21 protein-coding genes are annotated in these 24,951 nt (G+C 65.3%); 6 read left to right on the top strand and 15 right to left on the bottom strand.

The genetic code is table 11. From position 1 onward, the window contains the following. Positions 1 to 27: 27 nt before the first annotated feature. The 3 genes from AC3WLE_RS03670 (at position 28) to AC3WLE_RS03660 (ending at position 3,290) form a co-directional block, all read left to right on the top strand. The gene (locus AC3WLE_RS03670; protein ID WP_492356112.1) at positions 28 to 1,746 is read left to right on the top strand and encodes an ATP-binding cassette domain-containing protein; all 1,719 of its coding nucleotides are present in this window, start codon (positions 28 to 30) and stop codon (positions 1,744 to 1,746) included. Between the two features lie 185 nt (positions 1,747 to 1,931). Continuing rightward, the gene (locus AC3WLE_RS03665) at positions 1,932 to 2,774 is read left to right on the top strand and encodes a PGN_0703 family putative restriction endonuclease (protein WP_492356113.1); all 843 of its coding nucleotides are present in this window, start codon (positions 1,932 to 1,934) and stop codon (positions 2,772 to 2,774) included. 300 nt (positions 2,775 to 3,074) lie between these two features. Beyond that, positions 3,075 to 3,290 (top strand): SymE family type I addiction module toxin, encoded by a 216-nt coding sequence (locus tag AC3WLE_RS03660; RefSeq protein WP_492356114.1) that lies wholly within the window; start codon positions 3,075 to 3,077, stop codon positions 3,288 to 3,290. Positions 3,291 to 4,124: 834 nt separating this feature from the next. On the opposite strand, the gene AC3WLE_RS03655 is transcribed toward AC3WLE_RS03660, so the two are convergent. From AC3WLE_RS03655 to AC3WLE_RS03620, 8 genes are all read right to left on the bottom strand, one after another. Continuing rightward, positions 4,125 to 5,354 carry a hypothetical protein gene (locus AC3WLE_RS03655; protein WP_492356115.1) on the bottom strand — a complete coding sequence of 410 codons (1,230 nt, stop codon included), beginning with the start codon at positions 5,352 to 5,354 and terminating at the stop codon, positions 4,125 to 4,127. A gap of 210 nt (positions 5,355 to 5,564) precedes the next feature. Continuing rightward, the gene (locus AC3WLE_RS03650) at positions 5,565 to 6,752 is read right to left on the bottom strand and encodes a ribonucleotide-diphosphate reductase subunit beta (RefSeq protein WP_492356116.1); all 1,188 of its coding nucleotides are present in this window, start codon (positions 6,750 to 6,752) and stop codon (positions 5,565 to 5,567) included. Between the two features lie 160 nt (positions 6,753 to 6,912). Then, the gene (locus AC3WLE_RS03645; protein ID WP_492356117.1) at positions 6,913 to 9,846 is read right to left on the bottom strand and encodes a ribonucleoside-diphosphate reductase subunit alpha; all 2,934 of its coding nucleotides are present in this window, start codon (positions 9,844 to 9,846) and stop codon (positions 6,913 to 6,915) included. Positions 9,847 to 10,340: 494 nt separating this feature from the next. Further along, a complete protein-coding gene (gene ampD / locus AC3WLE_RS03640; protein ID WP_492320353.1) occupies positions 10,341 to 10,958 on the bottom strand; it encodes a 1,6-anhydro-N-acetylmuramyl-L-alanine amidase AmpD in 618 nt (205 codons plus the stop codon). Then, complete coding sequence (locus tag AC3WLE_RS03635) at positions 10,955 to 12,565, bottom strand: sigma-54-dependent transcriptional regulator (protein ID WP_492320354.1); 1,611 nt, start codon at positions 12,563 to 12,565, stop codon at positions 10,955 to 10,957. Before AC3WLE_RS03635 ends, ampD begins: the two co-directional genes overlap by 4 nt. 25 nt (positions 12,566 to 12,590) lie before the next feature. Then, on the bottom strand, positions 12,591 to 14,696 hold the full coding sequence (locus tag AC3WLE_RS03630; RefSeq protein WP_492320355.1) for a sensor histidine kinase: 2,106 nt from the start codon (positions 14,694 to 14,696) through the stop codon (positions 12,591 to 12,593). Continuing rightward, positions 14,693 to 14,995: a PP0621 family protein gene (locus AC3WLE_RS03625; protein ID WP_010814735.1), complete on the bottom strand. Its 303-nt coding sequence runs from the start codon at positions 14,993 to 14,995 to the stop codon at positions 14,693 to 14,695. Before AC3WLE_RS03625 ends, AC3WLE_RS03630 begins: the two co-directional genes overlap by 4 nt. Positions 14,996 to 15,001: 6 nt before the next feature. Next, positions 15,002 to 15,940, bottom strand: coding sequence for a cytochrome C assembly family protein (locus AC3WLE_RS03620; protein WP_492320356.1), 939 nt, complete (start codon positions 15,938 to 15,940; stop codon positions 15,002 to 15,004). A 141-nt stretch (positions 15,941 to 16,081) separates the two neighbouring features. Between AC3WLE_RS03620 and ffh the strand changes: the two genes are divergently transcribed. Together ffh and AC3WLE_RS03610 are read left to right on the top strand one after the other, a co-directional pair. Continuing rightward, positions 16,082 to 17,476: a signal recognition particle protein gene (gene ffh / locus AC3WLE_RS03615; protein WP_010814737.1), complete on the top strand. Its 1,395-nt coding sequence runs from the start codon at positions 16,082 to 16,084 to the stop codon at positions 17,474 to 17,476. Between the two features lie 55 nt (positions 17,477 to 17,531). Then, a complete protein-coding gene (locus AC3WLE_RS03610) occupies positions 17,532 to 18,074 on the top strand; it encodes a hypoxanthine-guanine phosphoribosyltransferase (RefSeq protein WP_492320357.1) in 543 nt (180 codons plus the stop codon). 88 nt (positions 18,075 to 18,162) lie between these two features. Here AC3WLE_RS03610 and AC3WLE_RS03605 read toward each other — a convergent pair whose 3' ends face one another. Next, a complete protein-coding gene (locus tag AC3WLE_RS03605) occupies positions 18,163 to 18,786 on the bottom strand; it encodes a LysE family translocator (RefSeq protein ID WP_492356118.1) in 624 nt (207 codons plus the stop codon). A gap of 25 nt (positions 18,787 to 18,811) precedes the next feature. Next, positions 18,812 to 19,318: a hypothetical protein gene (locus tag AC3WLE_RS03600; protein WP_492356119.1), complete on the bottom strand. Its 507-nt coding sequence runs from the start codon at positions 19,316 to 19,318 to the stop codon at positions 18,812 to 18,814. 118 nt (positions 19,319 to 19,436) lie between these two features. On the opposite strand from AC3WLE_RS03600, the gene AC3WLE_RS03595 reads away from it, so the two are divergent. Beyond that, positions 19,437 to 19,859, top strand: coding sequence for a GbsR/MarR family transcriptional regulator (locus AC3WLE_RS03595; protein WP_492356120.1), 423 nt, complete (start codon positions 19,437 to 19,439; stop codon positions 19,857 to 19,859). A gap of 98 nt (positions 19,860 to 19,957) precedes the next feature. On the opposite strand, the gene AC3WLE_RS03590 is transcribed toward AC3WLE_RS03595, so the two are convergent. The 5 genes from AC3WLE_RS03590 to AC3WLE_RS03570 form a co-directional block, all read right to left on the bottom strand. Beyond that, entirely contained in the window at positions 19,958 to 20,620 is a 663-nt protein-coding gene (locus AC3WLE_RS03590) for a LysE family translocator (protein ID WP_492356121.1), read from the bottom strand. Between the two features lie 82 nt (positions 20,621 to 20,702). After that, positions 20,703 to 21,533: an AraC family transcriptional regulator gene (locus AC3WLE_RS03585; RefSeq protein ID WP_492356122.1), complete on the bottom strand. Its 831-nt coding sequence runs from the start codon at positions 21,531 to 21,533 to the stop codon at positions 20,703 to 20,705. Beyond that, positions 21,530 to 22,423 carry a 2OG-Fe(II) oxygenase gene (locus AC3WLE_RS03580; protein WP_492356123.1) on the bottom strand — a complete coding sequence of 298 codons (894 nt, stop codon included), beginning with the start codon at positions 22,421 to 22,423 and terminating at the stop codon, positions 21,530 to 21,532. Before AC3WLE_RS03580 ends, AC3WLE_RS03585 begins: the two co-directional genes overlap by 4 nt. After that, positions 22,420 to 23,163 (bottom strand): lytic transglycosylase domain-containing protein, encoded by a 744-nt coding sequence (locus tag AC3WLE_RS03575; protein ID WP_492356124.1) that lies wholly within the window; start codon positions 23,161 to 23,163, stop codon positions 22,420 to 22,422. Before AC3WLE_RS03575 ends, AC3WLE_RS03580 begins: the two co-directional genes overlap by 4 nt. Positions 23,164 to 23,168: 5 nt before the next feature. Beyond that, complete coding sequence (locus AC3WLE_RS03570) at positions 23,169 to 24,890, bottom strand: proline--tRNA ligase (protein WP_035817091.1); 1,722 nt, start codon at positions 24,888 to 24,890, stop codon at positions 23,169 to 23,171. Positions 24,891 to 24,951: the final 61 nt, after the last annotated feature.

The raw sequence follows: 24,951 nt of genomic DNA, 5'->3' as shown, positions 1-24,951 counted from the left end.
GACTTTTGATACCTGGAGGTGATGACGATGAGGTTTCTTTTGGACTTGTATAAGGACTGGATCTTCGCCTATCGAATCACGGTCAGAAAATATCCGGCCTTGCCAATCCACTTCTGTGGCGCAACGTTATTTGTAGCGCTGTGCGCGGCATTGTCAACGCTAGTCCCCTACCTCTTGGGTGAGGCAACCAATGCTCTATCTGTAGAAGCCCCGCATAGCGCTACAGGTTCGCCGGTACTTCTTGCAGCCGCTTATGGACTTGCCTGGACCACCGCTCGCGCATTCGATTGGCTGAAAGCCATGCTTTCCGCGGCCGTGCTCGCAAGGTGTGATGCCGCATTCCATAACGCCATCTTTGCCAGACTCATCAGGGTTGACTACCCGCGCCTGACTGCAGAAGATCCAGGCAAGCTGGTCTCAGTCATCGCGCGAAGCCGCGCAGCTTTCAGTGCAATCACGTTTGCGGTGTTTTGGGCAATAGTCCCGACTGTTCTCCAGCTGATACTGTCCAGCGTCGTTCTGTGGCAATTGACCGACGGCGCGTTCGCTCTAGGATTTGCCGTATCCATGTTGCTTCTATTTGCCGCGACATGGTTCCTCGCGGACAAAAGCAAGAGCGCTCACGAAGAGATTTTCAGCGGTGCCGACATGCTGTCGAGCCATCTTGTTGAAAAACTCGGATTCATGCTCGACATCAAACTCAACAACGCGTACGCGAGAGAGGATGCCGCGTTGCACCGCACGCTTGATGTCTATATCGGCAAAGTGACCCACGGAAACACCCGGCTCGCGCTCCTGCTTGCGGCGCAAGCCATCTGCACCGGCCTTCTGCTTACGCTCTTCACGGTGACGACCGCATATGGCGTCATCCATTCGACATTCCGCGCAGGTGATTTCGTCATGATTGTTGGCTACATCGTGACACTGGCGATACCTTTCACTAACCTTGCGGGAGCGCTGTCCGATTTGCGGCGCAACCATCTCGCGCTGCGCGAAAGTTTCGGGCTTCTGGAGTTGCCAATCGAGCGCAGCGAATCTAGCCTGCACATCGACCGAACTGCGGACGAAATCTATCGCATCGAGCACGCAGTTATCTCGCAAGGCGGGAAGCAGCTTTTGCAGGACGTGAACATCACCATCAGGCAGGGCGAGCTCGTCGCGCTCACCGGGCCATCGGGCGCGGGCAAATCGAGCCTTGTCCACTTGATGCTCGGACTCGCCCGCCCTGCGGCCGGCACTGTTTGCCTCTTTGGCGCGGACGTCAGCAAGCTGTCCGTCAGCGATATCGCACGCGAAGTCGCTGTCGCACCTCAAGCGCCGATGATCCTCACCGGCTCGCTCAGGGCGAATCTGACCTATGGCTGTGACAACCCGCCGCCAGACCACGCGCTGCACGAACTCATTACTTTGCTCGAACTGCATGAGATCGCCGCGGAAGGAAAGGGCGATATCCTGGATCGCCCGCTTGGCATTCAAGGCAGAGCCCTATCAGGGGGGGAACGCCAGCGTGTCGCGCTGGGCCGTGCGCTCGCGCGCCGCCCAGCGGTCATCATTCTGGATGAGCCCACTTCCTCGCTCGACCCGGAACGCGAGGCGCGAATCTTCGCACGCGTCCGGCAACGGGTACCAACGCTAATCGTGATTACGCATCGTCATGCGCTGGTCCAGGCATCAGATCGCGTATATCGCGTCGCGAACGGCAGCGTCCAAAAGCAGTCTCTGAGCGTTGCGGACGCCGAGGGGTGACCAGGCAGGGGGATCATCAGCCTCTCGCCGAATTTGGTCTGCTCGACGTCGGCCAGGACATATTTCCCGCTCCACCATTTGGCCGATTTCCTGCCCTGCCCAGCTGACAAACAATCGTCATCTGTAACCACGATCCCTTGCGGAACCGCCGGTCAGCTTGGGAACGCGCTCGACGGAGGCGATTCATGTCTGTAACAGCCATTTGCAGGGAACAGCAGGAATGGGCAGCGAACCGGGGCATCGCCTTTGACGCACGCGGTTATGTCCCCCATCTGGACCTGAATCTGATGCGACCACTTTCGCCAGCAACGTTGGCGGCGTTTGCAAATGGCGACGGCGGCGAGTTGCTGGAGCGTGGAGACAGGCCGGCAAAGATGCGAGCCTTGCATTCGTCTTCTGCGCTGGCCGCGAACATTTTCGATTTCTGGACTGATTGTGCGGATGCCACGCCATTGATGAAAGCGCTGGCGCTACCCTCCTGCCCCACCGCAGCGTTATTCGAATCAAAGCTGTCCACCGGAGTCGACAGTCACGCCAACCTGGATGTGTGCCTGCCGCTGGCGAACGGCGTCATGGCCGGTGTGGAGAGCAAGTTCACGGAATGGCTGCGCGGCAAGGCAACGCAGGTGGGTGAGGCGTTCAGGCCGCCATACCTTGCGCAAGAGCGTCGGCGCTGGCAAGAGGTCGAGTTGCCGCGGGCACAGGCGCTCGCGGAAGCCCTGCAAGAGGGCCGGGAGTCGTTCCGGCACATTGGCGCGCCGCAGCTACTTAAGCATGCCCTTGCGCTTGCTCGGCAGTATGGAGACCGTTGGGTGCTGCGGTATGCGTACTTCGATTGGGCTGGACCACAAGGAGAGCGTCATCGGGACGAGATCCGGAGGTTCCAAGAGCTGGTTGGCGATGAACTGAAGTTCAAAGCCATCAGTTACCAAGCGATCTTTGGGGAGCTTTGCTCAGCTAGTCGACCCGAGTATCGGACCTATCTCGACTATTTGGGGGAGCGGTACTTCTGGCAGGCGATGGACTAGATGACTGGAAACGGCTGGCACCGGGGCGTGGGTTGCGGCAACACAATGCAGAGTCGTCTCATTGGCGGCAGTATCTGCAATCCTTAGCCTTGCCGTTGGTGCTGAACACACCACTCGCAACGGCCTCACCGCACCCGACAGACTGCGGTGTCTTTCCGTCCATAGCTTCCGCTAAGGCCGGGTAGCGCGCATCGATACAAGACCCGAAAGGGAAAACATGCGGGCCGTTTGCGAGCGGTGTTCACGTACCTGGCCGCCCTCTGAACAGGGGCGAACTTAACAATCTTCGCAAGGATTGTCATGACGAAACGAAACTCGCCAGCGCCCATTCGCACTGTCAAGATTAGCCGTACCTACTTTCCCGTCGTTCCAGGCAGCAGCAATGGCTTTACGGGGCTGCGGGAGATTCCTTGGATTCGACTGCGTGGTGTATGGTTGGAAGAGGCAGGATTCCGCATCGGGCAATCGTTGAAGATCAAAGTCCTACGCAAGCGGGTTGTAATCTGGGTAGCGTAGCGGCAAGACCAGCCGGCTTGCGCGGGCGGACGATCGTCGGCGACCTAGCTGCCAAGGGGCCAGTCGAGTATCTAGCTCCCCTAGGGGAGGACTACCCAATTGACAAGAGAATCGCTGAAAGGGCCGGATTTGCTACCGCATGGGCACTGCGGATCAAGATGCGACGCAAGTTGATAGTCATTTCTGCAGAATGATTCGCGCCATAAATATGGCCTATAGATCACAAATGATGAAATTTGGCAGCGGAGCAGATCGTGTCGAGGGCTTGTGATGATCTCATCATTGCAGCCCCATATTGATACATAAGAGCACTTTTCGATGGGAATTTGATGGCTTTTTGCGACAACCTCCTCATGAGGTACCCCCACAGGGTGTAAACTAACCCCCACACCCTGTGGGGGTACCTCATGAGGCGTTATGCATGACGGCTGTGGCGGGAATGCCCCTCCCCAAGAAATTTATCCCGTACCATCTTTCCCAAGAACAAAGTGTTCGGGGCACCACGCTACTTTCCAGTCTTTTTGGGCAAATCCTTGGGGCTGCTCTTGCATTGCAACACTTGCGCTATTACATTGACTGCAAGTACCCGCTCAACGGTACTTGCAAGTTTGACGGATCACGACCTCATCAGTAGAATCGTGCGGTTTGCGCGGAACCCAGCCTGGCGAACTTGATCGAAACGGTTGTTCGATACGAATTTCTAAGCGCACAAGGAGAGAGCATATGAAGGATGTACGACCCATGGACGTCCGGCCGATGGCCGCCCACTGATTGCACACCTCGTGCGCAAAAAAACCCGCCGGATGGCGGGTTTTTTTATTGCTGGCTGGCTAGCTAGATGGTCAAAGCCAAGAAGTGGGAACTCTTGGAAAAGTGACCAAAATCACACTCTTCCTTGGCGCTGCCTCGATACTCTGGGTTCAACTCGATCGCTCTTTTCAAATACTTGGCCATGTCCTTCTCATAATGGGAGATCGCAGCATGGTTGGGTGACGCCTTGGCGTGCTCATCCGCTGCTAGAAGCGTCTTGTAGCATGCCGCGTTGTAGTAGGCCGAGTGGTCACTAGGGTTAATCTTCATCACCTGCTCCGCTGCTTGAAGTGCAGCGTGGTAGTTCCCAAGGCGGCGATAGACGTTACCCTTTGTACCATATACCCGCGTCAAGATACGTGGCGCCACCCCTTCTGGCTTCACCGTCGCGAGGTCAAGGTAGTACAAGCTGTTTTCCAGGTAGGCGAAATACTCTGCCCGGGCTTTGTCAGCTTCCATTCCCATCAAGTCATCCATCTGCTTGACCTTACGATACAGATCGGCAATCTCGCGCAACACAATGCCGTGAGCTGCGTTGATCTCCGCGGAATTGTCGATGAGGTATTGATTTTTGCGGAAATCGTTAAAGGACTCGATCGCCTCCCTTGCCTCACGCTTTGCAGCTTCCGCATCGGCCGCTGCAGCCTCGGCTTGAGCTGTCGCCTCTTCCGCCCTGGCGCGTGTGGCCATGAAAGTCTCAAGACCCTTGAATCCAAAGAATGCCAACAGAGCGCCCAGCGCAGCAATGAAGGAAAAGATCTTGTCATAACTCTCCTTCATCATGTCGACACGCTCTTTGGTCGCATCCAACGCCATCTTTGCCACGTCAGTGATCTTCACATCCCCACTTGACGGTGCCGCACTACTGTCGACTCGGGTACTCGGCGGCGCAGCAACTGCTGCAACCTGTGGGGCTTGGGAGACCGCCTTGCTCGGTGCTGTAGCCACTCGCAACGAAGAACTCTCCGCGAACGGCCAAAGCCTGATCACCGTGCCACTTGGTAGGGCAATTACAACGATCGCTGCGATGATGAAGTAAACAGGCAAGATATAGCCGATTACGTACCGAATCAGCCTAGCTGCCGCGAGCGCCCACCAGGGATAAACCACCGGCGGTGGGCGCCGAGTGGCACGTTTCTCGTTAGCGTCTTCATGTGGCGCCTGTGTTGCCTCGGTACTTTGCTTCTCCAAAGTATTCGATGCAGAGGTCGCCACTACTTCAAGCTTCAATTCTTGTTTGTCGGCTTCACTCATACCCTTTCCCACTTGTCGAATTGCCCCTCGGGTTAAACCGAAGGCACTTGTAACCGGTGACTCAAGCTATCGAGAATCGGTCCTGTCGTCCACTTTCAGAGCGGAGTCGCCGCTTAAGAAACGAAACAGGCGACGCAAGTGGCGTCGCCTGTACTTTCCTAGTATCCCGTCAAGTCACTCAACACTGAATGCTAAAGGCTGTCGCTCACTTCAATCCCAGCTCAACGCCCCACCCGTCTGATACTCAATAACCCGAGTCTCAAAGAAGTTCCGTTCCTTCTTCAGATCAATCATCTCGCTCATCCACGGGAACGGATTCTCCTCATTCGGGAACAGCTGATCCAACCCAATCTGCTGGCAACGACGATTGCAAATAAAGCGCAGATACGACTTAAACATCGGCGCATTCAGCCCCAGCACCCCACGCGGCATCGTGTCCTCAGCGTAGCGGTATTCCAGGTCAACAGCCTTCTTGAACAGCTCCGTGATCTCGGCCTTGAATTCAGCCGTCCAAAGATGCGGATTCTCCAGCTTGATCTGATTAATCAAGTCAATCCCAAAATTGCAGTGCAGCGACTCATCCCGCAGGATGTACTGATACTGCTCCGCCGCCCCAGTCATCTTGTTCTGCCGCCCCATCGCCAAGATCTGCGTGAAGCCCACATAGAAAAACAGCCCTTCCATGATGCAGGCGAACACGATCAGCGACTTCAGCAGCTTCTGGTCGTTTTCCGGCGTGCCGGTCTTGAACGACGGATCGGTCAGCGTGTCGATGAACGGGATCAGGAATTCGTCCTTGTCGCGGATCGACTGCACTTCGTGGTATGCGTTGAAGATCTCGGCTTCGTTCAGGCCCAGCGATTCAACGATGTACTGGTAGGCGTGCGTGTGGATGGCCTCTTCAAAGGCCTGGCGCAGCAGGTACTGGCGGCATTCCGGCGCGGTGATCTGGCGGTAGGTGCCCAGCACGATGTTGTTGGCGGCCAGCGAGTCGGCGGTGACGAAGAAGCCGAGGTTGCGCTTGATGATGCGTCGCTCGTCTTCGGTCAGGCCGTTGGGGTCTTTCCACGTCGCGATGTCGCGCGACATGTTGATTTCCTGCGGCATCCAGTGGTTGGCGCAGCCGGCCAGGTACTTTTCCCACGCCCACTTGTACTTGAACGGGACGAGCTGATTGACGTCGGTCGAGCCGTTGATGACGCGCTTGTCGGCGGCGTTGACGCGGCGATTGCTCTGCGCGGCGGCGGCGTTGGGGTTGTTGCCCAGGATGCCGGCTTGCGTGGCGCTCGGCGGCAGGACGCCTTGCTGGTCAGCGGTGGCAGCCGATGCAGCGAGTTGCAGGGCAGGCTGCGGTGCGGCCTGCGGGGTGGCTTGAACGTCGTCGTCCCAGCTCAGCATGATGTGGTTCTCCGTGATTCGATTGGGGGGCGCGGTGGTCAAAGATGACGGCTCACGTTGTGGTGGCGCCGGCCCTCTCCCCCGGCCCCTCTCCCGCTTGCGGGAGAGGGGAGCAAACCCCGGGGGTGGTTGGTTACTACGCTATGTCGCTACTGCGTGATTACTGGCAGGCTTCGCACTCTTCAAAGCCGGGGTCGCCCGGGCGCATCGTGCAGACCGCGCCTTCCGCTTCCGGCATGGCCGGGGCCGAGGCGGCGGCGGCATCCAGTGCCGAACCACCATCGCTGCCCGACGACACCGCATTCAGCGAACCACGCGACACAGTGGACTTCTCCACGTGCGTGGCAGCCATGGTGCGCAGGTAGTACGTGGTCTTCAGGCCGCGCAGCCAGGCCAGCTTGTAGGTGTCGTCCAGCTTCTTGCCCGAGGCGCCGGCCATGTAGATGTTCAGGGACTGGGCCTGGTCGATCCACTTCTGGCGGCGGCTGGCGGCTTCGACCAGCCAGGTCGGCTCGACTTCGAACGCGGTGGCGTAGATGTCGCGCAGGTCTTGCGGAATGCGGTCGATGCGCGACAGCGAGCCGTCGAAGTACTTCAGGTCGGCGACCATCACTTCGTCCCACAGGCCGCGTTCCTTCAGGTCGCGCACCAGGTAGTCATTGACCACGGTGAACTCGCCCGACAGGTTGGACTTGACGTACAGGTTCTGGAAGGTCGGCTCGATGCACGCGGACACGCCGATGATGTTCGAGATCGTGGCGGTCGGTGCGATCGCGATGCAGTTCGAGTTGCGCATGCCGTGCTGCTTGATGCGGGCGCGCAGGCTGTCCCAGTCCATGGTGCTCGACAGGTCCACGTCCAGGTAGCCGCCGCGCTCTTCGGCCAGCAGCTTGAGCGAGTCCTGCGGCAGGATGCCGCGGTCCCACAGCGAGCCGGTGTAGGTCTCGTAGCGGCCACGCTCTTCGGCCAGCTCGGTGGAGGCCTGGTAGGCGTAGTAGCACACGGCTTCCATCGAGGAGTCGGCGAACTTCACCGCGGCGTCGCTGGCGTACGGCGTGCGCAGCACGTGCAGGCAGTCCTGGAAGCCCATGATGCCCATGCCGACCGGACGGTGGCGCAGGTTGGAATTCTTGGCCTTCTCGACGGCGTAGTAGTTGATGTCGATGACGTTGTCGAGCATCCGCATGGCGGTGCGGATGGTCTTCTGCAGCTTGGCGTGGTCGAGCACGTACGAACCTTCGGCCTGCTTGGTCAGGTGGGCGACCAGGTTGACCGAGCCTAGGTTGCAGACGGCGATTTCGCTGTCATTGGTGTTCAGCGTGATTTCCGTGCACAGGTTGGAGCTGTGGACGACGCCGACGTGCTGCTGCGGGCTGCGGATGTTGCACGGATCCTTGAAGGTGATCCACGGGTGGCCGGTTTCGAACAGCATGCCCAGCATCTTGCGCCAGAGCTGCATGGCCGGGATCTTCTTGAACAGCTTCAGTTCGCCGCTTGCAGCCTTGGCTTCGTAGCCGAGGTAGGCCTGCTCGAACGCCTTGCCGACCTTGTCGTGCAGGTCCGGGCAGGTGGACGGCGAGAACAGCGTCCATTCGCCGTTTTCCATCACGCGCTTCATGAACAGGTCCGGAATCCAGTTGGCCGTGTTCATGTCGTGGGTGCGGCGGCGATCGTCGCCGGTGTTCTTGCGCAGTTCCAGGAATTCTTCGATGTCCAGGTGCCACGTTTCCAGGTAGGCGCAGACGGCGCCCTTGCGCTTGCCGCCCTGGTTCACGGCGACGGCGGTGTCGTTCACCACCTTCAGGAACGGGACCACGCCTTGCGACTTGCCGTTGGTGCCCTTGATGTGCGAGCCGAGCGCGCGCACGTTGGTCCAGTCATTGCCCAGGCCGCCGGCGAACTTGGACAGCAGCGCGTTTTCCTTGAGCGCTTCGTAGATGCCTTCCAGGTCGTCCGAGACGGTGGTCAGGTAGCACGACGACAGCTGCGAGCGCTGGGTGCCCGAGTTGAACAGGGTCGGCGTGGACGACATGAAGTCGAACGACGACAGCAGCTGGTAGAACTCGATGGCGCGCGCTTCGCGGTCGGTTTCGTTGAGGGCCAGGCCCATGGCGACGCGCATGAAGAATGCCTGCGGCATCTCGATGCGGGTCTCGTCGATGTGCAGGAAGTAGCGGTCATACAGCGTCTGCAGGCCCAGGTAGTTGAACTGGAAGTCGCGGCCGGCGTCCAGCGCGGCGCCCAGGCGGGCCAGGTCGAAGGTGGCCAGCTTCTCGTCCAGCAGCTCGGCCTTGATGCCGCGCGCGATGAATTTCGGGAAGTACTCGGCGTAACGCGTGGTCATTTCGGCCTGCGTCACTTCGGCGCCCAGGATTTCCTTGCGGATGGTGTGCAGCAGGATGCGGGCGGTGACCTGGCTGTAGTCCGGGTCCTTTTCGATCAGGGTACGCGCGGCCAGGATGGCGGAGTCGTACACCTGCGTCATCGGCACGCCTTCGTACAGGTTCTTGAGCGTTTCCTTGAGGATCGGCTCGGCGCTGACGGCCTTGCCCAGGCCGGCGCAGGCGGTGTCGAGCAGCTCGTGCAGGGCGACGATGTCCAGCGGCTTGGTCACGCCGCCGTCGGTCACGTTGACGCTGATGCCGCCTTCCTGCACGCGGGCCACGGCCTCGGCGCTGGCGCTGGCGCGTTCTGCCTTGCGCTTCTCGCGGTACAGCACGTAGGCGCGGGCCACTTCATGCTCGCCCGAGCGCATCAGCGCCAGTTCCACGTGGTCCTGCACGTCTTCGATATGGATGGCGCCGCCGTTGGGGCGGCTGCGCACCAGCGCACGCACCACGTTGTCAGTCAGTTGCTCGACGATCTCGCGCACACGCGCGGACGCGGCGCCCTGCCCGCCGTTCACGGCGAGGAAGGCCTTGGTCATGGCAACGGCGATCTTGGACGGCTCGAAAGCCACCACGGCGCCATTGCGACGAATGATCTTGTGATCCGGGTAGTTCGTATTGGCGGCGTTGGCGGGGGTCTGCTGCGCGGTCGGTGCGATACCGGCGGCGGCGCCACCCGTGGTGATTTCGTTCTGGGCCGTTTGCATGAGAACTCCTGTTTTTACCCTGGAAATAAGAGACAAAAGAGTCCCTGGCGAAATGCGGCGAAAAGAACGTCCCTCCCGGCGTGAAGTCGGGGGCGGACAGACTGCCTTTGCGTGGACATTTCGCCAGGGACTCTTGTGATTCGCTGGCCTTAGCGGGCGGTTTCGAGACGATGCACGAACTTCGTGATCCCTGACTCACCCTTGGGCCGGCTCCCCGGTTTGACTACTAGATATAGTGTGTGATGCGTGAAACTGGGCTAAGTATAGTGAAACGAATCCGAATGACCAGTCTTGACAAGCGCTTTTTCGGGGGCGGTGGCGCCGATGCGGCAACGCCACATGCCCGCAAGCCTAGTACTCGCAAGGGTTTTCGTCAGACCGTTCGCAACTGCACATTTCACAAAAATTTTTTTGATTGTTGCGACGTTGCGATAGCCCCACCCGGAGGTGGGGCATGTGCGCCGGAACGGGGCGCACGGGGATGGGGAATGAGGTTAAGGATTCGTCACCTGGCCAGCCGCGCCCGGGCACTGGTAGGGCAACATGCCCGGCGCCACGCCCGCCTGCCTGGCAAAGCGCGCCCAGTCGAAATGCGGGCCGGGATCGGTCTTGCGCCCCGGGGCGATGTCGCTGTGGCCGGCAATCGCGCGCACCGGGTAGGCGGCCAGCAGCGCGGGCACCAGCGCGGCCACGGTGTCGTACTGGGCCAGGGTGAACGGCAGGTCGTCGCAGCCCTCGATCTCGATGCCGATGGAAAAATCATTGCAGCGGGCACGGCCGAAGAAGTCTGACTGCCCGGCGTGCCAGGCCCGCTGCGTGCATGGGACAAACTGCACCAGCTCCCCCTCGCGGGTGACCAGGAAGTGCGCGGACACCTGCACCTGGTGGATGGTGGCAAAGAACGGGTGCTTGTTGGGATCGAGCCGGTTCTGGAAGAAGGCCTCGATGTCGCCGCTGCCGAACTGGCCAGGCGGCAGGCTGATGTTGTGCAGCACCACCAGGTCCACCGGCATGCCGGCCGGGCGCGCGTCGAAGTTGGGCGACGGCACGCGGCGCGCGGCGGGGACCCAGCCGTCGGCATCGGGCAGGTAGCGGTGCGCGGGCTTGGTCATGGCGTGCCCTCGCCTTCCACGGTGCTACGGTCGGCGGCGTCCATGGCTTCGCGGATGCCCAGTTGCTGGATGCGGTAGCGCAGCTGGCGCAGGTTCAGGCCCAGCAGCGGCGCGGCCGCGGTGCGGTTGAAGTTGGTCTGCGCCAGCGCCTGCAGGATCAGCTCGCGCTCCACGGCTTCCAGCCTGGCTTGCAGGTCGATCGGGAAGACGATGCCGCGGCAGGCGCGTTCGGCGGGATCGCCGGCGGGCTCGGGCTCGGGCGCGCTGGCCGGGGGCGGCTCTGCCGGGGCCGGCGCGGGCGCGGCGGCCGGCGGCACTGGCGCCCACATGCCTGCGGCGCCCCAGGGGGCGGAATAGTTGGTGGGCGCCATCGCCGGCGCCGGGGCATGCATCAGCCCGGCGCGCTCGGCGCCGGCGTCCAGCGGGCCCAGGTCGGCCAGCTCGATCTCTTCGCTCTCGGCAAAGGCGTAGGCGCGCTCCAGCAGGTTCTCCAGCTCGCGCACATTGCCGGGGAAGGGATAGGCCACCAGCCGTTGCAGCGCCGCCGGCGACAGCCGCCTGGGGCGCGGGTCGCCGTAGCGCACCGCCAGGTGGTCCAGGATGGCGTGCGCCAGCACCGGGATGTCTTCGCCGCGCTCGCGCAGCGTGGGCATGCGCAGCGCCAGCACGTTCAGGCGGTAGTACAAGTCCTGCCGGAACTGGCCGGCCGCCACCATCGCCGCCAGGTCCTTGTGGCTGGCGCACATCACGCGCACGTCGACGGCGTCTTCGCGGCTGGCGCCGATCTTGCGCACGCGGCGCTCCTGCAGCGCGCGCAGCAGCTTGACCTGCATCGGCAGCGGCAGGTCGGCCACCTCGTCGAGCAGCAGCGTGCCGCCGTTGGCGGACTGGAAGAAGCCGCCACGCTCCCCGTCGGCACCGGTGAAGGCGCCTTTGACATGGCCGAAGAACTCGGACTCCATCAGGTTCTCGGGGATGGCGCCGCAGTTGACGGCGATAAACGGATGCGCGGCGCGCCCGCTGGTGGCGTGGATGGCGCGCGCGGCGCGCTCCTTGCCGCTGCCGGATTCGCCGCTGATCACCACCGGCGCCATGCTGCGCGCCAGCCGCGACAGCGAGCGGCGCACCTCCTGCATGGCGGCGGAATGGCCAGGAAGCAGGGCGGCGGCGCGGTCTGCGGCCTGCTCGGCCGCGGCGGCTTCGGCATCGGTGCTGTCGCGCTGCTGGCGGCCCAGCGCGTTCAGCACCAGGCTGCGCAGCTGCTCCAGCGAGACCGGCTTGGCGATGTAGTCGAAGGCGCCGGCCTTGAGTGCTTCCACAGCGTTGTCGGCGCTGCCGTAGGCGGTGATGACCGCCACCGGGATGCGCTCCGGCGCGGCCGACAGCTGGCGCACGATCTCGATGCCCAGGCCGTCGCCCAGGCGCATGTCGGTCAACACCAGGCTGTAGCGGCCCTGCGCCAGCTTCTCGCGCGCCTCGGCGAGCGACCCGGCCAGCACCACGTCATGGCCCATGCGGCGGATCGAGATGTCCAGCAGCTCGCGCAGGTCGGCCTCGTCGTCGATGACCAGGATGGGATCGGGCGCTCGGGACATTCGGGGTGGCATGGGGTGGTGGCTGGGTTGGGACAGGTCAGGCGGCGGCCGCATCGGCACTCTCGATGCGCAGCGTCAGCACGAACGCCTTGGCCGGCAGTGTATCGCGCGCGGCGGCGGCAAGCATGCCGGTGCGCTCTAGCAGCGCCGGCAAGGCGATGGCGCCGTAGCGCACCTGGGCGTCATTGGCGCCGCACAGCTCGCGCGCCATGAACAGGCCCAGCCCGGTGCCCTGGGCGTTGCTGGTGAAGAACGGTTCGAACAGGCTGCGCTGGTGCTCGCGCGCCACTTCCGCGCCGTCGTTCCAGACGATCAGCTCGGCATGGTGCTGGTCCAGCGCATGCGCCAGCAGCCGGATCGAGCCCGGCAGCCGGCTGCAGTAGCGCCAGGCGTTGTCCAGCAGGTTGCCCAGCACCTGCTGCAGCTGCGAGGCGTCGAACACCACCGGCTGGGCCACGTCCACGGTCAGCCGGATGGCATTGGCGTTGATGTCGGCCCGGCCCGCCGGGCGGGTCTCGCCGGCGCGCGGGCGGCGCGAGCGCATTTCGGCGCGCCAGCGCTCGACGATCTCGGGCAGCGCCTGCGCCAGGTGCACGGTGCTGCGGCCGGTGCGCGGGCGGCGCGACATCTGCAGCACGTCTGACACCACCTGGTCCAGCCGGCGCACGTTGTCGTTGATGATGCGCAGCAGGCGGGCGTCGATATCGACGTCGGCGCCGCCATGGTCCTGCGCGCCGGGATCGCGCCGGCCAGAGTCGCCCAGCAGTTCGCTGGCCTGGCTGATCGCTGCCAGCGGGTTGCGGATCTGGTGAGCGATGCTGGCCACCAGCCGGCCCATGGCGGCCAGCTTTTCCTGCTGCACCTGCTCGGCGATGCGTTCCCAGCTTTCGATATGGACCAGCACGGTGTCGCGCATCTCGTTTCGCAACAGGGCCTCATCCTCCTGCGACCAGGCCATGGCCTCGTTCTGGGCGATGGCCAGGCGCAGGCGGCCGGCGGCTTCGGGCGACAGTTCGCTCCAGGCGGCAGTATCCAGCGTGGCCGGCACGGTGCGGCCATGCGCCATGGTCGAGCGCAATCCTGCCAGCCCCGGCAGCACAAAGCGCAGCCGCAGCCGGGTGTGCTGCATAGTGCCGTCGGCCAGCGCGGTGCCGGACGCCATCGGCAGCAGCTGCAGGATGCGCGGCACGTCGTCCTTGCTGTGCAGCCAGTCGCGCAGCATCTCCATCAGCGGCTGCAGGCGCGGGATGCGGCGCAGGTCGAACAGCACAGCTTCTCCGCCCTGACCTGCCGCGCCACCCAGCCGGCGCGAGTAGATGCGCTCATGCGGCTGCACGCCCAGCAGCACCACCGCCGCGGGGTTGGCGGCCACCACCGCGCCGTTGGCGCGCACCAGCATCACGCCGTCCTGCATGTCGTTGACCATCAGCCGGTTGACCAGCTGCTGCAGGCGCAGCTCCTGCTCGCGCGCCAGCGCCAGGCGCTCCTGCGCGAGCTGGCGGTTGGCCAGCATATACATCAGCAGCGCCGCGATCATGAACACCAGGCCGAACAGGCCCGAGCCCAGCAGCCCGGCATCGGCCTGGCGCAGCAGGATGGTGTGCATGAAGGGCCCGCTCATCACCACCAGCGCGGAGATCGACGCGGCAAACAACGCGAACAGCAGGCTAGTCAGTGCGCCGGCTTCCAGCGCCGGCAGCAGGAAGATCATGGCCAGGCCCTCGGCCTGCCCGCCCCGCCCCAGCACGCTGAAGACCAGCGCCAGCAGGGCCAGGTCGGCCAGCACCTGCACCCGCACGCGCAGGTGGAAGTGCCGGCGCCACAGCGTGCCGGCCAGCATCGCCACGGCAATGCCAAGATAGGGCACGGCGATGGTCATGGCCGCCGCGTGCTCGATGCCGCCCAGGCCCCCGAGGTCGAACGGCACGGGCGGGATCGCATTCGTGATGGCGGAGACGGATGCCGGCTCGCCGCGCCGCATCAGCGCAAAGCCGACCAGCAGCAGGCCCACGGCCACGCGGGTCCAGCAGAAATAGCGCAGCAGGCGCCAGTGGAAGTCAGGCGGTTCGGGCTGGCGCCACAGCTGGGCCAGGCCGCGCCAGGCGTTCAGCCGCTGCCAGCCCGACGACGCCGGCTCCGTCATGGGCGGGGGCCGCTGCTGCTGTCGCTGCCCTCGGCCCGGCTTTCGTCCGGCAGGTGGCTGCGGCGGCAGTAATGCAGGCCGCGCCAGGCAATGGCCTCGCCCTGCGGCAGGTGCACGCCGCACTGGGCGCACTGGACCATCGGTTCGGCGGTGGCGTCGGCCGGGCCGGCGGCGGCAGTGCGCTCGCTGGCCTCGCGGGCCTGGCGTGCGCGGTGTTCAGCCAGCCGGGCCTCGGCGCGGGCGCGCAGCCACCAGATGACGCCCAGCACCACGGCCAGCAGGATCAGGATACGTGCCATGGGGAATCAGAGGCGATGCAGGACGACTTCAATCACGAAACGGCTGCCGACATAGGCCAGCAGCAGGATGCCGAACGAGGCGATGACCCAGCGCAGCGCCACCTTGCCGCGCCAGCCGCGGAAGATGCGCCCGGCCAGGATGCCGCCGAACATGGCCCACGAGATCAGCGCGAACACCGTCTTGTGGTCCAGCCGGAAGGCGCGGCCGAACAGGTCTTCAGAGAACAGCAGGCCCGAGCCGATGGTCAGCGTCAGCAGCACAAAGCCGGCGCCGATCAGCCGGAACAGCAGCTTCTCCAGCGTCAGCAGCGGCGGCAGCAGGTCAAGCCAGCGGCCCAGCCATTCGCTGGGTTGCTGCTCCGGCGGCCGCGCCGGAGCGTGCCGGAAGCCATGCAGGCGCCGTTCGGCCAGCAGCATCAGGAAGGCATGGAACGCCGCCAGCGTGAACAGCCCGTAGGCCACGTTGGCGATGATGAAATGCAGCTTGAACAGCGGCCGCGCCGCGTAGCCCAGGATCTGCGAGCCGGGGAAGGCCAGCGGCATCAGGCTGGCCACCAGCGCCACCGGGATCACGATCAGGCCCAGGCCCGCCAGCGAGAAGAAGAAGCTTTCTATCCAGTAGATGCCCACGCCCAGCCACAGCATGGCCGACAGCGCAAAGGCAAAGCCGAACATCATGCGCTCGGCCGGGAAGATGGTTTCATGCAGCAGCATGCCGTGGCTGGCCAGCGCCGCCAGCATCAGCACGTGCCACCAGGCCGGGCGCCCTTCGCCGTGCGCGCCGCCCGCCGGGGGGATGGGGCCGCCGCCGGCCACCAGCACGGCCGAGCTCGCCCCCCCTGCCGGGCCGGCAGCGGTGGCAACGCGTGGGTGGCGCGTGGCCCAGCCGTGAAAGGCCAGGCCGCAATAGAGAAGTGCCGTCAGGGCATACAGTACAATGACCATTTACGCAGTTTACCTTAGTGCCCACGGACGGTGGCGGCCCGCTTGAACCGGTGTAACCGGTGTTCCAGGTCCGCCCCGTGTGCAAGACTGCCTCCGATTTCAGCCCCGAGCCCTGCTCCGACTTCTCCCCCGATTCCTGCCATGCTGGACAATCTCACTCAACGCCTGGCGCGTGTGGTCAAGACCATGCGCGGCGAGGCGCGCCTGACCGAGGCCAACACCGCCGAGATGCTGCGCGAAGTGCGCCTTGCCATGCTCGAAGCCGACGTGGCGCTGCCGGTCGTGCGCGAATTCGTTGCCCGCGTGAAGGAAAAGGCCATGGGCGAGGAGGTTGTCAGCAGCCTCACCCCGGGCCAGGCCCTGGTCGGCGTGGTCCAGCGCGAGCTGACCGCCGTGATCGGCGGCGCCGACGCGGCCAGCGGCAACAACAAGGAAGCCGAGCTGAACCTGGCCGTGCAGCCGCCCGCCATCATCCTGATGGCCGGCCTGCAGGGCGCCGGCAAGACCACCACCGTGGGCAAGCTGGCCAAGTGGCTCAAGGAAAACAAAAAGAAGAAGGTGCTGACGGTCTCGTGCGACGTCTACCGCCCCGCCGCTATCGCCCAGCTGAAGACGGTTTCCGAGCAAGTCGGCGCTGACTTCTTCCCGTCGCAGCCGGACCAGAAGCCGGCGGACATCGCCCGCGCGGCGGTGGACTGGGCGCGCAAGCACTACCACGACGTGCTGATCGTCGACACGGCCGGGCGGCTCGGTATCGACGAGCTGATGATGCAGGAAATCGCCGCCCTGCACGCCGAGCTGAAGCCCGCCGAAACCCTGTTCGTGGTCGATGCCATGCTGGGCCAGGACGCGGTCAACACCGCCAAGGCCTTCAACGACACCCTGCCGCTGACCGGCGTGGTGCTGACCAAGCTGGACGGCGACGCGCGCGGCGGCGCGGCGCTGTCGGTGCGCCATATCACCGGCCGCCCGATCAAGTTCGTCGGCGTCGGCGAGAAGCTGGACGGCCTGGAGCCCTTCTACCCCGACCGCATGGCCCAGCGCATCCTGGGCATGGGCGACATCCTCGCGCTGGTCGAGGAAGCCCAGCGCGGCGTGGACATGGAAGCGGCCGAGAAGCTGGCCAAGAAGATCAAGAAGACCGGTGACTTCGACCTGGAAGACTTCAAGGCCCAGATCGGCCAGATGAAGAAGATGGGCGGCCTGGGCAGCCTGGTCGACAAGCTGCCGGCGCAGTTCGCCCAGCAGGCGCAGGGCGCCAACATGGACCAGGCCGAGAAGCAGGTGGCCCGCATGGAAGGCATCATCAACAGCATGACGCCGACCGAGCGCGCCAAGCCCGAGTTGATCAAGGCCAGCCGCAAGCGCCGCATTGCCGCGGGCGCCGGCGTGCCGGTGCAGGAAGTGAACCGCCTGCTCAACCAGTTCGACCAGATGCAGTCCATGATGAAAAAGCTCAAGGGCGGCGGCATGATGAAGATGATGCGCCAGATGGGCGCGATGAAGGGCGGCATGAAGGGCCTCTTCAACCGCTAGAATCCGTCCGTCGCACCCCGACTTGCCTCCCCCGCAAAAGAACAGGAAAGACATCATGATGAGCGCCGTACAGGCCCGCGAGCTGTGGGCCAACTCCGAAGAAATCGTCTCCGCCGCGGAAGTCCAGGAGTCGCTGGACCGCATGGCCACGGAAATCACCGCCAAGATGGGCGATGCCTTCCCGCTGGTGCTGTCGGTGATGGGCGGCGCGGTGGTCTTCACCGGCATGCTGCTGCCCAAGCTGGCCTTCCCGCTGGAGTTCGACTACATCCATCTCTCGCGCTACAACAACAAGACCGTGGGCGGCGAGATGCAGTGGCGCGTGGCCCCGCGCGAGTCGGTCAAGGACCGCGTGGTGCTGGTGCTGGACGACATCCTGGATGAAGGCGAGACCATGGCCGCGATCCGCGAGCGCATCATGGACATGGGCGCCAAGGAATTCCATGCCGCGGTGCTGTGCGAGAAGACGCTGACCAAGATCAAGCCCATGCATCCGGACTTCTGCGGCTTTGCCGTGCCGGACCGCTATGTGTTTGGGTGCGGCATGGATGCCAAGGGCTACTGGCGTAACTTGGACTCGATCCGCGCGCTGGTGTGATTTAGGTCGCCTCTCGGTTTGCTCCCTCTCCCGCAAGCGGGAGAGGGAGCACACAATCGGTTCATGGGGAGGGGAGCAACCCCATTGGTCAGGCCTGGTGCGGCGCCAGGATCGGCCACAACGAGGCCAGCAGCAGCAAGGCCATGCCGATATTGAACGCGCGCAGCACCCGCGGACGCGCCAGCCAGCGCCGCAGCGCCGAGCCGCACAGTGCCCACATCGCCACGCTGGGCAGGTTCACCACCCCGAAGATCCCCGCCAGCAGCAGCACGTTGAGCCACAGGTTGCCGTGCAGCACGTAGGTACTGCACGCGCCCACCGCCATCACCCACGCCTTGGGATTGACCCACTGGAATGCCGCCGCGGCCCAGAAGCCCATCGGCCGCGCCACCTGCTGGTCCTGCACGCCGTCGGCGGTGGCCAGCTTCCACGCCAGCCATATCAGGTAGACCGTCGCCACCACGCGCAGCACCTGCCAGGTCCACGGGAAGGCGTGAAACATTGATCCCAGCCCCAGCCCGACCAGCCCCACCATCAGCGCAAAGCCAATGCTGACACCGAGCAGGTGCGGCACCGTGCGCACAAAGCCGAAGTTCACGCCCGAGGCGAGCAGCATCGTGTTGTTGGGACCAGGGGTGATCGACGACACCAGCGCAAAGCCGGCAAAGGCGGCGAAGACACCGGTTCCGGCGGCGAGTTGGGATACTTCCATGACTGACTCCAGGGCATTCGGGGAATCAGTCTACGGTCAGCCAACGGTACAGTACCGGTACACTTTGATGAAAATACGCCGATACAGGGATCCGCCGGCCGCCGGTCAGCTTGCTTCGGGCTGATGGACTTGCGCACCAGTGAAACGCGCAGCTTTCACCGCCAGCGGCTGCTGCGGATCGTTTGCCTTGATCGCGCTCTGCGTCAGCGTCGCGGCCAGGCCGGGCGCGGCCTGCAATGCTTCCAGGTAGCGGAAGGCCGACGCCATGTCGCGCGCCTCCAGCTCGATGCTGGCCGCGCGTTTCGGCGGCCTGGATATCCACCGTGGTCAGGGCCATGTCTGATGTCAGCGCGGCACCGATCGCATCGGCCAGCACCACGTAGTCGGTGCCGTGCACGCGCACCGGCAGCACCCCGCGCGCCAGCGCATCGGGCAGCGGCAGCGCGTCGAAATGCCAGTTGCCTTCCAGCTGCTGCGGCGCCAGCGGCGTCAGTCGGGCGGACCGCAGGTGCCCAAGGAGGCGGATGCGCAAGCCTGGATGCCGGCGCAGTAGCAACCCGGGCCGGCGCGGCGGGCGCAAACCCGCCGCGCATTGTCCTGCCAAACACATGGCCGCCGATGCGGCGGCGAAGCGACCCCCACCCCACACCATGCACCTGTCACCGCTAGCCCAACTTCTGATTGCGCACCTTGGCGACCTGGGCAGCCAGTGCGGCCTGTCCCGCACCGCCAGCCAGATCCTGAGCCTGCTCTATATCGCCGCGCGGCCGCTGAATGCCGACGAGATCGCGCAGGCGCTGAGCCGCTCGCGCTCCAATATCAGCGTGGGGTTAAGGGAACTGGACTCCTGGAACCTGACCCGCCCTTCCCAGGCTGATGTCCCGCGCGACCGGCGCGAATACCTGCGCGTTCCCGCCGATGTCTGGGTCAGCTTCCGCACCCTGGCCGCCGAGCGCAAGCGCCGCGAGATCGACCCGGCACTGCGCGCCCTGCGCGCGCTGCGGCAGGAAGCCGGCGCGGCTGAGGACGCCCCCACCTGCTGGCGCGCATCGATGCGCTGCTGGAGTTGCTGACGCTGCTCGGCGGCTGGATGCACGGCATGCAGCGGCTGGACGATGAGGCCCTGCGGCGCGTATTGCGTCACGGCGCCGCGCCGGAGCCGCCGTGACGCTCAGCGGGCAGCGTGCCAGGCCACGGCCAGCGCCAGCAGCCACAGCACGGCGCCGGTCAGCCGCTCCACCCACCGCACCGAGCGTCCGAAGCGCGCCGCCACCGCCGGATGCCCGATGCCATGCGCCACCAGCAGGTCCCAGCCCAGCACCACGGCAAACATCCATGCGCCGTAGGCGAGCTGCACCGCGGGCGGGGTGCGGCTGGCGGCCAGCACCGAGAACAGGCTGGCATAGAACAGCCCGTTCTTGGGATTCAGGACGGCGGAAAGGAACCCGCTGGCCAGCTGGGCGAGCCACGGCGCGGGCGCGGCGCGCGCGGTGCCGTCCGCCGCGGGAATGGCCACGTCGCCACTGGCGCGCAGCAGCCGCCAGCCCAGCCATGCAAGGTAGGCGCAGCCCGCCCACTGCAACGCCGCGAACAGCAGCGGATAGTCGCGCATCGCGGCAAACCCGGCCAGCGCCAGGCCGATAAAGACACCATTGCCGAGCGCGATGCCCAGGCATACGCCGCTGGCACGCCGTGGCCCGTGCACCAGCGCGCTGCGCACCACCTGGAAAAAGTCCGGCCCCGGGCTGAGCAGCGCCAGCGCATGCGCGCCAGCCACCATGGCGAACTGCTGCCAGGGCAGCGCGCGCGTGCCGAGATCGAAAGACATGTCCATGCGACCCTCCGTGAAGAGCCAGCAGTGTCGTGCGCGGGGATGCGAGCGGTCTTGAAGAAAGTTGCTGTGGCGGCAGGCCAGGTCAGGCAGCGCGCTGGTAGCCGCGCGGCGTCATGGCCACGCGCTGCTTGAAGGCGCGCTGGAAGTGGCTCTGGTCGGCAAAGCCCAGCATCAGCGCCACCTCGGCCAGCGCCGCGCCCTGCCGCAGCAGGCGGCGCCCGTGCTGGATGCGAAGGTCGAGCTGGTAGGCGTGCGGCGTCATGCCGGTCTCGGCGCGGAAGGCACGGATCAGGTGGTAGCGGCTCAGGCCGCAGGCGTGCGCCAGTTCGGCCAGCGGCAGCCGTTCGGCGTGGCGTGCGCGCAGCAGCTCGCACAGTTGCGACACCCGTGCGGAGACGGCGGCGGGCGCCGGCATTGTCTGCGTGGCCGCGCCGGTATCGATGGCGGCATGCAGGTCGCCGATGAAGGCAACCAGCGCGGCCTCCTTCTCGACGCTGTCCGCAGCCGAGAACAGCGCGCGGTTCAGCCCGCAGACCAGCCCGTAGACCGGAGGCGACTCCGTCACGCACGCCGGCAGCGCGGTCCGTGCCGCGCCGTCCTCATCCAGCACGGAGGCGACCCACGCCGGATCGAAATGCAGCATCTGGTAGCTCCAGCGCCCGTCCGGCACCGGATTGCAGGCATGCACCTGGCCCGCCGGGATCACCACCACCGCGCCGGGCCCGATCAGCGCCGCTTCGTCGCCGCAGGCAAAGCGGCTGGTGCCGCTGTCGACGGCGCCGACCGACAAGGTGGGATGGGTATGCGGCAGGTAGCCGGCGCTGCTGTGGCTGGCGCGCCGGCTTTCGGCGAACGCCAGCGCGGGATCGGCCCACCAGCGGGTGGCCGCAGGCGCGGCCATGGGGTGGCTCACCCCTCGCTGCGGTACGGGCGTTCGCGCAGCCATTTGGTGGCGATCCACTTTTCGCCGGATGCCACCGGCAGGCCGGCGTGCAGCGTGCGTTCATCCAGCGTGCCGTCGGGCAGCAGGTAGCTGAAGTACACCGCGTTGCCCTTGACCGGCGCCACCTCCAGCCCCACGCGCGGGAACGCGGTGGCGCCGCCCGCCTCGGGCGTGTTCAGGTAGATCACCAGGGTGGCGATGCGCTGTCCGCCGACGGACAGCTGGCGCGCCTCGCCCGGGCGCTGCGGGTTGAAGTAGTCGAAGTGCGGCTGGTATTCGCCGCCGGGCTTGTAGTTGAGGATCTGCAGCCCTTCGCCGTGCTCGGCGGGCACGCCGGTGACGGCGGCGATGCGTGCCTCGATGCGCGCGATCAGGGCGTGCTCGGCCACCTGGAACATCGCGCCCATGCTGGTGCGGGCGTCGATCAGGTTCTCGTCGCCGGTATCGGGGTTGACCACAGGCGAGCGCGCCAGGCGGCCGCGCGACAGCGCCACCAGGGCATCGCACTCGTCGTCGGTCAGCAGTTGCTGGAACAGCTGGACCTGCGGCGACGCCAGCCGGAACAGGATCGGGACCTGGCGGTCGCCGCCATCGGCCGCGTAGACCGCGGGCGTGCCGGCGGCAGCCGCAGGGCGCGCCGGCGCAGGCCGGGCCGGGGCGGCACCACCGGCGTCTTGTGCAAAGGCCGCGGCCACGGCCTGGCGGGCAAAGGCGTCGTCATAGCCCGAGCGCAGCATCGACAACACCAGCGCATCGGCGGCAAAGCCCTGGGCGATATGCCGGGCCAGCCATTGTTCAAGTTCGGGCGAGGATTCGGTGTAGCCGGTCTTGCCGCCGGCAACGGAGGCTTCGCGGATCATGACGGATTGGTGGCGACGCGTTGCGACGAGAACGGGTTGCGGGCAGGCGGCTCGGACACCGGCGCGCGCGGGCGCGACGGCGCGATCTCGGGGTCGCCGGCAACGGTAACCGTGGCTTCGGAATACTGCCAGCGCTTCCACGCCGCCAGCACCGCGTTCGGGTATTCGGGGCGGCCGCGGCTGCCGTTGTAGCGGCCCAGCGCCAGGTACAGGTCGCCCTGCTCGCGGTCCAGGTAGTAGCGCAGGATGGTGCAGCCGTAACGCAGATTGCTCTGCAGGTGAAACAGCTTGCGCGGGTCGCTGTCGCCGATGGCGCGCACCCAGAACGGCATCACCTGCATCAGCCCGCGCGCGCCGGCCGAGCTGATCGCGTACTTGCGGAAGTTGCTCTCGACCTGGACCAGGCCCAGCACCAGCGCGGGCTCCAGCCCGGCGCGCTTGGCCTCGTAGTAGGCCACCTCGATCAGTTCCACGCGCACCTGCGGCTCGGGGATGCGCGAGGCCAGGCGGGCGGACATCTCGCCCAGCCATTTCAGGTAGGCCAGGCGCTCGCCGCCGGACGCAAATACCGGCCGCGTGGGCCGGTCATCGGCAATGGCGGCGGCCAGCGCGCCGCGCACGGAATCGGCGAGGTCTTCTTCCTTCTGCGCGCCGGCGTGGGCTGCCATGGCCGCGACGGCCAGCAGCAGCCCGCCCGCGCAGCGGCGGGCGGCACCGGTCATGCCGCGGGCGGCGCGCATGGGGCTCAGTTCGCCAGCTGGCTGCGCACGTGGCCGACCACGTCGGCCACGCTGACGGCGGTGGCCTGCGCGTCGCGCCGGCCCTGGTACTCGACCTTGCCTTCCTTCAGGCCGCGGTCGCCCACCACCACGCGGTGCGGCACGCCGATCAGCTCCCAGTCGGCAAACATCACGCCCGGGCGCTCGCCGCGGTCGTCCAGGATGACGTCCACGCCGGCGGCCAGCAGCTCGGCATGGATGCGGTCGGCCTCGGCCTTGACGGCTTCGGAGCGGTCGTAGCCCACCGGGCAGATCACCACCGCGAACGGCGCGATCGCGGCCGGCCAGATGATGCCGCGTTCATCGAAGTTCTGCTCGATCGCCGCGCCCAGGATACGGGTGACGCCGATGCCATAGCAGCCCATCTGCATCGGCTGGGTCTTGCCGTTCTCGTCCAGGAAGGTGGCGTTCATCGATTCCGAGTAACGCGTGCCCAGCATGAACACATGGCCCACCTCGATGCCGCGGCAGATTTCCAGCGTGCCCTGGCCGTCCGGCGAGGCGTCGCCGGCGACCACGTTGCGCAGGTCGGCCACGATCGGCTCGGGCAGGTCGCGGCCCCAGTTGACGCCGGTGTAGTGGTAGTCGCGATAGTTGGCGCCGCAGACGAAATCGCTCATGTTGGCGACGGTGCGGTCGGCCACCACCTTGACCGGCTTCTTCATGTCGATCGGGCCCAGGTAGCCCGGCGGCGAGCCGAACGCGTCGACGATCTCGTTCTCGGTGGCAAAGCGGAAGTCGGCCAGGCCCGGCACCTTGGACGCCTTGACCTCGTTCAGTTCGTGGTCGGCGCGGATCAGCAGCAGCCAGATCTCGGCGCCCGCTTCGGTGTCCTTGGCCAGCACGATCGACTTGACGTTGCGCTCCAGCGGGATGTTCAGGAATTCCGCCACCTGCTCGCACTTGACCTTTTCCGGGGTGAAGGTCTTGACCAGGTCTTCCTTGGGCGCGGCGCGCTCGGCCAGCAGGGGCAGCGCCTCGGCGGCCTCCATGTTGGCGGCGTAGTCCGAGGTCGGGCAGTAGACGATGGCGTCTTCGCCGGTGTCGGCGATCACATGGAACTCATGCGAGCCCGAGCCGCCGATGGCGCCGTTGTCGGCCGCCACGGCGCGGAATTCCAGGCCAAAGCGGCGGAAGATGCGCACGTAGGCATCGTACATGTTCTCGTACGACTTGCGCAGGCCGTCCGTGTCGCGGTCGAAGGAATAGGCATCCTTCATGGTGAACTCGCGCCCGCGCATGATGCCGAAGCGCGGCCGGCGCTCGTCGCGGAACTTGGTCTGGATCTGGTAGAAATTGACCGGCAGCTGCTTGTAGCTGCGGATTTCCGAGCGGGCGATGTCGGTCACCACCTCTTCCGAGGTCGGCTGGACCGCGAAATCGCGCTCATGGCGATCCTTCAGGCGCAGCAGCTCGGGGCCCATCTTGTCCCAGCGGCCGGTTTCCTGCCACAGCTCGGCCGGCTGGATCACCGGCATGGACAGCTCCACCGCGCCGGCGCGGTTCATTTCCTCGCGCACGATGTTCTCCACCTTGCGGATCACGCGCAGCCCGATCGGCATGTAGTTGTAGATCCCGGCGCCCAGCTTCTTGATCATGCCGGCGCGCATCATCAGCTTGTGCGAAACGATTTCCGCGTCGGCGGGCGCTTCCTTGAGGGTGGAAATGAAGAATTGCGAGGCTTTCATCCGTAATTTCTCTCTGGGCCGCCGGGTTCGGGAAAATCCGTCCCGGCAAAATCCGGGGGCC

It is taken from the genome of Cupriavidus sp. FW306-1B-F12B, from assembly GCF_058781795.1.
The sequence above is the reverse complement of the archived record's forward strand: the minus strand, read 5'-3'. Positions and strand labels throughout refer to the sequence as shown.